11 protein-coding genes are annotated in these 9,579 nt (G+C 27.2%); 9 read left to right on the forward strand and 2 right to left on the reverse strand.

Translation table 11 applies throughout. The features are described 5' to 3' along the window. Positions 1-177: 177 nt before the first annotated feature. The 9 genes from KJQ99_RS07585 to KJQ99_RS07625 are packed head-to-tail and all read left to right on the forward strand — an operon-like array spanning position 178 to position 8,503. Positions 178-2,061 (forward strand): flagellar assembly protein A, encoded by a 1,884-nt coding sequence (locus tag KJQ99_RS07585; RefSeq protein ID WP_214117729.1) that lies wholly within the window; start codon positions 178-180, stop codon positions 2,059-2,061. Further along, positions 2,058-2,612 carry a Holliday junction branch migration protein RuvA gene (gene ruvA / locus KJQ99_RS07590; protein ID WP_214117728.1) on the forward strand — a complete coding sequence of 185 codons (555 nt, stop codon included), beginning with the start codon at positions 2,058-2,060 and terminating at the stop codon, positions 2,610-2,612. The genes KJQ99_RS07585 and ruvA overlap by 4 nt, the downstream gene beginning before the upstream one ends. 9 nt (positions 2,613-2,621) lie before the next feature. Continuing rightward, complete coding sequence (locus KJQ99_RS07595; RefSeq protein WP_214117727.1) at positions 2,622-3,638, forward strand: D-alanine--D-alanine ligase; 1,017 nt, start codon at positions 2,622-2,624, stop codon at positions 3,636-3,638. Further along, on the forward strand, positions 3,638-4,132 hold the full coding sequence (locus KJQ99_RS07600) for a thermonuclease family protein (RefSeq protein WP_214117726.1): 495 nt from the start codon (positions 3,638-3,640) through the stop codon (positions 4,130-4,132). Before KJQ99_RS07595 ends, KJQ99_RS07600 begins: the two co-directional genes overlap by 1 nt. After that, positions 4,129-4,281 (forward strand): hypothetical protein, encoded by a 153-nt coding sequence (locus KJQ99_RS07605; protein WP_214117725.1) that lies wholly within the window; start codon positions 4,129-4,131, stop codon positions 4,279-4,281. Before KJQ99_RS07600 ends, KJQ99_RS07605 begins: the two co-directional genes overlap by 4 nt. After that, complete coding sequence (locus KJQ99_RS07610; protein WP_214117724.1) at positions 4,254-4,697, forward strand: hypothetical protein; 444 nt, start codon at positions 4,254-4,256, stop codon at positions 4,695-4,697. The genes KJQ99_RS07605 and KJQ99_RS07610 overlap by 28 nt, the downstream gene beginning before the upstream one ends. A 1-nt stretch (position 4,698) precedes the next feature. After that, positions 4,699-5,586: a polyprenyl synthetase family protein gene (locus KJQ99_RS07615; RefSeq protein ID WP_214150441.1), complete on the forward strand. Its 888-nt coding sequence runs from the start codon at positions 4,699-4,701 to the stop codon at positions 5,584-5,586. Continuing rightward, positions 5,586-6,812, forward strand: coding sequence for a glutamyl-tRNA reductase (gene hemA, locus KJQ99_RS07620; protein ID WP_214150442.1), 1,227 nt, complete (start codon positions 5,586-5,588; stop codon positions 6,810-6,812). The genes KJQ99_RS07615 and hemA overlap by 1 nt, the downstream gene beginning before the upstream one ends. Further along, complete coding sequence (locus KJQ99_RS07625; protein WP_214150443.1) at positions 6,809-8,503, forward strand: proline--tRNA ligase; 1,695 nt, start codon at positions 6,809-6,811, stop codon at positions 8,501-8,503. The genes hemA and KJQ99_RS07625 overlap by 4 nt, the downstream gene beginning before the upstream one ends. 49 nt (positions 8,504-8,552) lie before the next feature. Here the strand turns inward: KJQ99_RS07625 and KJQ99_RS07630 are convergent, their stop codons facing one another. After that, on the reverse strand, positions 8,553-9,182 hold the full coding sequence (locus KJQ99_RS07630; RefSeq protein ID WP_214150444.1) for a hypothetical protein: 630 nt from the start codon (positions 9,180-9,182) through the stop codon (positions 8,553-8,555). A 134-nt stretch (positions 9,183-9,316) separates the two neighbouring features. Next, positions 9,317-9,579, reverse strand: a 263-nt coding sequence (locus KJQ99_RS07635) for a hypothetical protein (protein ID WP_214150445.1), incomplete at its 5' end; no start/stop codon positions are given.

The following is a 9,579-nucleotide window of genomic DNA, read 5'->3' on the forward strand; positions in this document are numbered from 1 at the left end:
AACTAAGAAGTACATCATTGGTAAAATAACTGCGGTGGGATAGCGCTAGGTGCCAGCTTGTCTTGTTTTATCGTCGCAGTGACGGCGTGTGGGATTTACCGCCTCACTATTCGTCGGCAGCGTCAAATGAGTATAAGAGACAGGTATATTAACGAAAAAAAATAAAGGCTTTACAATTTGGAAAAATACATAATCAAAACAGATAAACCTTATGATGAATTAACAAATTATGCAAATAGATATAGAAAAGATATAAATAATTTAGATTTTAAGGTTCTTCATTATGAGACAATAATCACTAAAGATGGAATGTCTCAAACTCTTTTAGAACACGAATTAGAAGTATTTAACGATGATAAATTCTTTAATGACGATATGGAAATTAAACAAATATATGAAATAGAAATAATAGACAATATTGTTCCATTAATTGATTTTAAGATAGGAACAAATAAAAATCTTACTAAGGTAGTAGCAAATTTTAGTGCTATAAATTATGATGATAAAATAGAATTTGCTGAATATATAGAAAATATTAGAGATTTAATTAATAAAAAATTTATAAAAGCAGGTTTATTACTAGGCATTAGAGAATTTACTTTTCAAGAGCAGCTTGTAAAAATGCTAAAGGCATTTGAGAGTAAGCAAATTATGGAAGCTAGTATAGTTTTAGCTAAGGGGATTGAGCCAATTAATGCTATTAATTCAGAAACCAAGCTTTATTATAAAGATAAAAAAGTAGATGAAAATGCTAAAATTGATTATTCTCAGCGTGGTTTTATAAATGCTATTAGTAAAGATGAATTAATAATTGAATTTATTAAACCAATAAAAGCTGTTAATGGTAAGGATTTAAAAGGAAATATCATTAACGCTACTAATTCTAATATTATAAGTGAGCCTGATTTTAAGGTTAGTGAAAATATTAGAATGCTTGAAGATGATTTGAGTATAAAGTATTATGCAAATATAAATGGCTATGTAACTTTTGTTTATAGAGATAAATTGTATGATATAAAAGATAGTGTTAGCGTTCAAGCTGTGGAATTTAAAACAACAGGTTCAATTGATGCAGGTATTAATAAAGATATTACTTTAAATGTTGATGAACAAGATTATTTAAAAGACGCAGTAGGGGCAAATCTTAGTATAGAAGTAAGCACACTTAATGTAAAAGGAAATATCGCTCAAAATTCAGTAGTAAAAGCAAAGATTGCAAATATAGGTGGACAAACTCATTCAAAAAGTAAGATTTATGCGAAAAAAATCAATATAGAAGTGCATAGGGGTTATTGCGAAGGCGAAGATATAGAAGTAAATAGGCTTGAAAATGGCGTTATTGTAGGAAAAAATGTAAGAGTAAAACACGCATTAGGCGGTAAAATCATAGCAAATAAAGTAATGATAGATACGCTTACAACTAATACAACTATAGAAGTTAGTGATATTGCAGTTGTTAAAGAGTGTTTAGGAGAAAATAACAAATTCTTAGTAAGTGCTAGTAAATCTCCAATAATTGTTAAAAGTCTTGAAAAAACTTTAGGTCAATTAGCCGAAGTAAATAAAAATCTATTATCTTTACCAAAAATTATAGATAGTAAAAAATCAATCATAGACGCTAATAAAGATAGTATTATGCAAATTAAACAAAGATTAGCAGAGATGAAGCAAAGTAATATTATTCCACCTACTGCATTTTTGCAAAAAATTAGAGATTATCAAAATGTTGTGCTTGAATATAATGATTTAATTACTAAATTAAAAGATTTTAAAGATAAGCATAAAGATTTAGAAGATGATTTAAAAAGATTGCAAAATAAAGTCTATGAAGCAAAGGTTATAAATACTAAAAGATGGGCTAATTTAAATGAAATTAAATTCAAATTACTTTATCCTGATATTGAGCTAACTTATAATACTAAAGAATATGAAGATTTATATTGTTTAAAATTAGAAAGAGTTATGATAGGTGATGAAGAAAGTGCAAAAATAGTAAAGCTAAAAAGAACAGAAGTTAAAAATTACGAAGATGAATTTATGGAAGAAAAGGAAGATTATTGATAGTTTATTTAGAAGGTGAAGTTATTAAAAAAACTCCTGCGTTTATAATCTTAAAAACTTATGGAGTAGGGTATGGAATAAATCTTAGCTTATTAAGTGCTGCTAGGATTAATAAAGGAGATAAAGTAGCTTTATTAATTACTCAAATTATTAAAGAAGATTCAAATAAATTATATGGCTTTTTAGATGAAAGTGAGCAAATATTATTTGAAGCCTTAATAAAAGTAAATGGCATAGGTGCTACAAGTGCTATGGCACTTCTATCATCAATGGATGTAGCGAGTTTGCAAAGTGCTATTATTAATGAAAACGCAAAAGCTTTATGCAAAGCTCCAGGAATTGGTGCTAAGAGTGCAAGTAGATTAATATTAGAATTAAAAGATAAAATAATCAAATTAGGAATAAGTGCGGAGAATAATTATTATTACGAAGCTAGTGAAGCTTTACTTGCTTTAGGTTTTAAACAAGAAGCTGTGATTAAAGCTTTAAAAGATATAAATGCAAATAGTGTTAGCGAAGTAATAAAACTAGCTCTTAAAAAATTAAGTTAAGGAAAATAAATGAAATACGCAATGGTTTTTGGTGGGAATTCTTACGAGCATGAAATAAGCATAGTAAGTGCTGTAACTGTGGCAAAATTATTAGATGATGTAATTTTTATTTATGTTAGTTTTGATAATGAGTTTTATCTAATAGATAAAAATAATATGAATGCAAATTATTTTGCAAAAGGTGGTTTTAAAAACCTTAAGCCTTTAGTATTAAAACAAGGTGGCTTTTATCTTAAAAAACTTTTAGGCGAAGAAAAAGTAGAATTTGATATAGCTATTAATATAGTTCATGGAAAAGATGGCGAAGATGGGAAATTAGCTTCTATGTTTGATTTTTATAATATAAAATACATAGGCCCTAGAACCGCTGCTTGTGTGCTTAGTTTTGATAAACATTTAACTAAACTTTATGCAAATGAAGTAGGGGTTAAAACAATTGCTTATAAATTATTAGAAAGCAAAAATGATGAGGTTGAATTACCTGTTATTTTAAAACCAGCTAGGCTTGGAAGTAGTATAGGTATAAATATAGTAAAAAATAAAGAAGATTTTGCTTATGCGTATGATAGCTCGTATGAATTTGATGACAAGATTTTAGCAGAGCCTTTTATTGAAAATATTCAAGAAGTAAATCTAGCAGGATTTTTTGATGGCGAAAAAATTGTATTTTCAAAGATTGAAGAGCCTAAGAAAAATGGTCATTTAGATTTTGACCAAAAATATCTAAGCTTTAAACAAGAAAAAATAGAAGAAGTAAAACTTAATGATGAGTTAGTAAATAAATTAAAAGACGCTTTTACTAGACTTTATTTGCCGTTGTTTAAAGGTGCTTTAATTAGATGCGATTTTTTTATTAAAGATAATGAGATTTATCTAAATGAGATTAATCCAAATCCAGGTTCTTATGCTAATTATTTATTTGATGATTTTAAATCTTCTTTAGAAAAATTAGCAAAATCTATTGAAAGTGATTTTAAAATTAAAGAAAATTTCACATTTTTAAATAAAATTGTAAGAGCTAAATAATGAGATTTGTTTTGATATTCTTGCTAAGTATTAATCTATTTGCAGGAGAGTATTTTGTATCAAAAGTAATGGATGGAGATACTATTCAAGTAAGAAAAGGCAAGAAAAAAACAAAAGTTAGATTATATGGCATTGACGCACCTGAAACAAGTCAGAATTTTGGTGCATATTGTACTAGGGTTTTGTCTTCTAAAATAATTGGCAAAAAGGTTGATTTGAAAATCAAAGGCAAAGATAAATATAAAAGAACCATAGCAATTGTATATTTAGATGAGGTAGATATAAATCGCTATGTAGTTCAGCAAGGTTGTGCTTGGGCGTATTCTTATTATACAAATATGTATAAAAGCGATGAGTTAAAAGCAAGACAAGAATTAAAAGGCTTATGGATAGATAAAAACGCTCAAAATCCTTATGAATGGAGAAAAAAGCATAAAAATAGAAGAAGTGAAAGTGAAGAGCTTAAAAAATTATTTCAATGGTTGATAGCATGAAAAAATTGATTATTTTAATAGCTATTATTTTTAGCTCGTGTGCTAGTAAAGATGGAATTAGGCTTCATTATTATGAAGATTGTAATGAATATTATGACGCAGCTGGGGTTTATCATAAAGAATGTCCAAACAATATTATAGATTTTTAATACTGATTTTTTTTAGTATTAATTTATTTGCGGGTGTGCCTAATTTTGCTTATGAAAAAGAATATATTTTAAAAAAAGATGAATTAGAATGGTTTTTCATAAGTCCTAAAGGTGAAGAAAAATGGCAAAAATATGCCTTTAGATGGACGCATTTTGATAATACGAATTTGATTTTGCTAACTAATTTTAAAGATTATAAAAATTATAGAAAACAATATGTATTATCTCTTAGAAGGGGGCTTGATTTTGTTAAAGAACAAATTTTGCCTAATTACAAAAATCCTAGCATTGATAAAGTTACACTTTTTTTAGAATTTAAGGATTTTAAAGATAATAAAGCTAAAATAAAGGTTTTAGTTATTGATAACGATGGAAGAGTAGATATTGAGTTTAATAAGAATTTAAAAGGGAAGTAGTATGGAAAAGATAGATTTTTATATAAATGAATTTATAAAAGAGTTAAAGCATCCTAGTATTTATGAGTATTTAGCCAAGGTAAATCACGGCAAAAGATTACGCTCAAAACTGATTTTAAAAATAGCTGGAGTTAGTGATGAAGCTTATAAATTATGTGCAGTAATTGAGTGTATTCATCTAGCATCACTTATGCACGATGATGTAATAGATGAAGCACTAACTAGAAGAAATGCTCCAAGTATTAATGCAATTTATGGCGATAAAACTGCTATTATGCTAGGCGATATTTTATATTCAATTGCGTTTTATAATTTATGCTCTTTTAAAAGTGAAATAGCAGCCTGTGTTGGTCGTGCAGTTGCCTTACTTAGTAGTGGCGAATTGCTTGATGTAGAGCTTGGAGAAAGCTTTAATGAAGATGAGAGCAAATATTATGAAATGATTTATAAAAAAACTGCTTCATTAATAGAAGCGAGTGCATATGCAGCAGCACTTTTAGCTAATTATCCTAACGCTAATGACTATAAAGAATTTGGTAAAAATCTAGGAATTGCCTTTCAAATAGTTGATGATATTTTAGATATTACTCAAGATGAAGCTACTTTAGGAAAGCCAAATCTAAATGATTATAAAGAAGGCAAAGTTACTCTTCCATACATTATGCTAGATAAAAAATTACAAGGCGATGATAAAGCAAGACTAAGGTCTTATTTTTGTAAGACTTTAAGCAAAGATGAATTATCTTGGATAAAAGAGCAATTTTTAAAATACGATTTAATAAATGCAAGTATAAATGAAGCTAAAAATTACGGAGAACTTGCATTAAAATACGCAAGTAGCGATGAATTAAAAGAAATCGTTAAAAAAATGATTTTTAGGGAGTTTTGATGCATTATTTTAGCGTTAGTTTTACTCATAAAAATACAAGTATTGAAGTAAGAGAAAGACTAGCTTTAAGTGATGAATTTAAGAAAAAAGAAATTTATAAATTAATCTTAGCTAATGATTACATAGAAGAATGCGTGATTTTAAGCACCTGTAATAGAATAGAAATAATGTGTTATATTGAAAACCAAGTGGGTGTTTATGAATACATAATAAAGTGCTTATGTTTAATTTGTAAGATTGATGAGCAACTTATCAAAAATTCTCCTGATATTTACGAAGGCAGTGGGTTTATTCATCATCTTTTTAGTGTTTCAAGCTCACTTGATAGCCTTGTAATAGGGGAGACTCAAATCACAGGTCAATTAAAACAAGCCTTGCAAAGTGCTAATTATTCTCCTAATTTAGAAGTAGCGATTAATTATTCTTTTAAATGTGCTGCAATGGTTAGAAATAAAACCGCTATTTCAAAAAACTCTGTATCAGTAAGCTCTGTTGCAGTAGCAAAAGCAAGAGAGATTTGTGATATTAAAACTAAAAAAATCCTTTTAATAGGAAGTGGTTTGATGATAGAATTAGCTGCAAAACACTTGCTAAATCATACAAAAGGAAATATTGCGATAATTTCAAGAACCAAAGCAAATGCTTTAAAACTAGCAAATGAACTAGATTTAATATGTTTAGATTATGAAGATTTAGTTTCTATTTTAAATTCTTATGAGCTTATATTTTGTGCTACTAGTTCAAATGAACCTATAATTACTAAAGATATTATAAGTCCGGTTGAGTTTAAAAGGTATTTTTTTGATATTGCTGTGCCAAGAGATATTGAGCTTGAAAATAGCGAATTGATAGAAGTTTTTAGCGTTGATAGTCTAAATGAAATAGTTAAGAAAAATATGCAATTTAAAGATGAAGAAGCAAAAATTGCTTTTAGTGTAGTTGCAAAAATGGTTAATGAGTTTTATAAGGATTTAAATGTAATTCAAGTAACTCCTATAATAAAAGCTATGAGAATTAGAGCAGATGAAATTATAAATCAAGAATTAGAAATAGCAATTAAGAAAGGTTATTTAAAAAATAGTGATAATGAAGAAGCATTGAAATTCGCAAAACAAGTTATGAAGTCTTATTTGCACGAACCTACAATAAGACTTAAAAATATTGATGATGAAGGTTTAGAAACGCAAAGTTTAAATTATTTATTTAATGTGAAGGAAAACGAATGAGATTTTCAAAATTATACGCACCAACGACAAAAGAAGCACCAAGAGATGCTATCTTAAAAAGTCATATTTTACTTAGTAGAGCAGCTTATATAGAGCAACTTGGCTCAGGACTTTATAGTTATTTACCATTAGGGCTTGAAGTATTAGAAAATATTAAAAATATTGTAATTAAGCATATGAAAAATGCAGGAGCAAACTATTTAAATCTTAGTTTTGTATGCCCGTTAAATTATTGGGATGAGAGTGGAAGAAGTGCTAAATTTGGTAAAGAATTGTTAAGGTTTAAGGATAGAAAAGAAAATGATTTTATCCTAAGTCCGACAGCAGAAGAAGCAATAGTTGCGCTTGTGCGTGGAAAAATTACAAGCTATAAACAATTGCCTATTAATTTATTTCAAATTCAAACTAAATTCCGTGATGAAGCAAGACCTAGATTTGGACTTTTTAGAGCTCGTGAGTTTATTATGAAAGACGCTTATAGTTTTCATGATTCGCTTGAGTCTTTAGAAGCTGAGTTTTTAAATATGCAAGAAGCGTATTGTAAAATTTTTGATGAATTAGGGTTAAATTATGCGATTGTAGAAGCAGATAGCGGAGCAATTGGTGGAAGTGGTTCAAGAGAATTTATGGTGATTAGTCCTAGTGGAGAAGATGATTTGGCTATTTGTGAATGTGGATATTGTGCTAATATAGAAACAGCAAAAAGAGCTAAAAGAAAATTTATTAAAGAAATAGAAGCTGATTTTGCAAAATTTCACACTCCAAATGTAAAAACCATAGAAGATTTAGCTAAATTCTTTAAATGTAAAGAGCATAATTTCATAAAAGCAGTAGCAAAAAAAGCAATATATGTAGATAAAGAAGAAATCATAGTATATTTTATAAGAGGTTGCGATGAGCTAAATGAAACTAAGGCTTTAAATGCAGCTAATGCACTTGATTTAGTAGATGCAAGTGAAGAAGAATTAATAAAGGCTAATTTAGTTCCAGGATTTATTGGGCTTAAGGATTGTCCTGTTAGATTTTTCATAGATAGCGAGTTAGAAAATGAAAGCGATTTAATTTGTGGGGCAAACGAAAAAGACTATCATTATGTAGGATTTAAGGTAACTAGCTTTTTACAAGAGCGTTTTTATGATTTAAGCTTGGTTAAAGAAAATGATGAATGCCATAAGTGTAATAAAGCTTTAAAAATTACAAAAGGCATTGAAGTAGGGCATATATTTAAATTAGGCGATAAGTATTCAAGTGCTATGAATGCAACTTATCTTGATAATAATGGCAAGGCAAAACCTTTTATAATGGGTTGTTATGGTATAGGAATTAGCAGGCTTTTAGCAGTAATTGCTGAATGCAATAATGATGATTATGGGCTTATTTTTGATAAAAATATTTCAGCATTTACATTACAAATCATAATATCAGATATTAAAAATGAAGAGCAAGTTAAGTTTGCAAATGATATATATGAGTATTGTTTGGCTAATGGTATTAAGGCTTTATTAGATGATAGAAATGAGCGTTTTGGTGTAAAAATGAGTGATTATGAGTTAATAGGCACACCTTATGCTATTGTAGTGGGTAAAAAACTTGATGATAATTTAGTAGAATTTAGAGCTCGTAAAACACTTGAAAAACTAGAATTAAACTCAAACGAAGTTAAAGATAAATTATCAAATCTTTTAAAATAATTTTATTCATTTAAAACTATAAATAATATTTATAAATTATTTATAGTTTTTATAATCTAAATCTACCTTTAGAACTTATTGCTTTATATATATTTTCAATATAACCACAACTATCTATGAAAAACTCTTCACTAACTTCTTTAAAATCATTATTTTCATCAAAGTAATAATACTTCACAAACAATCTTTCAGATTCAAAAACAAATGAAGCTTCATCATAAAAATATTTATCATTTTTTATTACTAGCTCATTATTAAATTTATTTATTTTTGAAGTTTTTAATAATTCTTTGCTAAATTCTTTTATTTCTTTTATTTCATCTATATTTTTATAATTTTGAACTTTTTCTAATTTTTCTACATTTGCATGTCGATTAAAATAATCTTTTATAGCGAGTTTTTGTCGTTCTAGGTATTCAATTCTACACTTATAGCCGAATTTATTATAATCTATTTTATAAGTTTTATCAGTATTAAAATCATAATAGCTCAAATTATTCTCACTTAGGTCTGCTTCAATTCTATATAATTTTGATTTAAGTTCATTAAATTCTTTTAATGGGTCGGTGTTATTACTTATAAAATAAGTTAATGCGAAATAACACAAAGCAAGTATTAAACATAATAAACCTATAACAAATATCAGTATTTTTATTAATTTAACTATTCTAAAAAACATTTAAAATCCTAACGATTATTAATTACTTTCATACTAACTCTTTTACTACATACGCTCAATATAACCACAATCATCTATTAAAAACTCATAATTTTCTTCAAGCAAATTATTATTAAAATTAAAGTAATAATATTTTACAAATAATTTTCCATCTTTAAAATAAAAGAATTTTTATCATAAAAATGCTCAAAACCATCAAGTGTTAGCTCGTAATTAAATTCATAGATTTGTGAAGTTTTTAATAAATCTTTGCTAAATTTTTTTATTTCTTTTATTTTATCTATACTTTTATAATTATTGATTTTTTCTAAATGCGTTTGTAGGTATCTCACAAAAAAATTTTGAATAGCGTATTTTTGTTTTTGTAACTCATCAATAATGCAACCATAGCCAAGTT

This window comes from Campylobacter sp. 2018MI13, from assembly GCF_018501135.1.
In the GTDB taxonomy this organism is placed as follows: Bacteria; Campylobacterota; Campylobacteria; order Campylobacterales; family Campylobacteraceae; genus Campylobacter_E.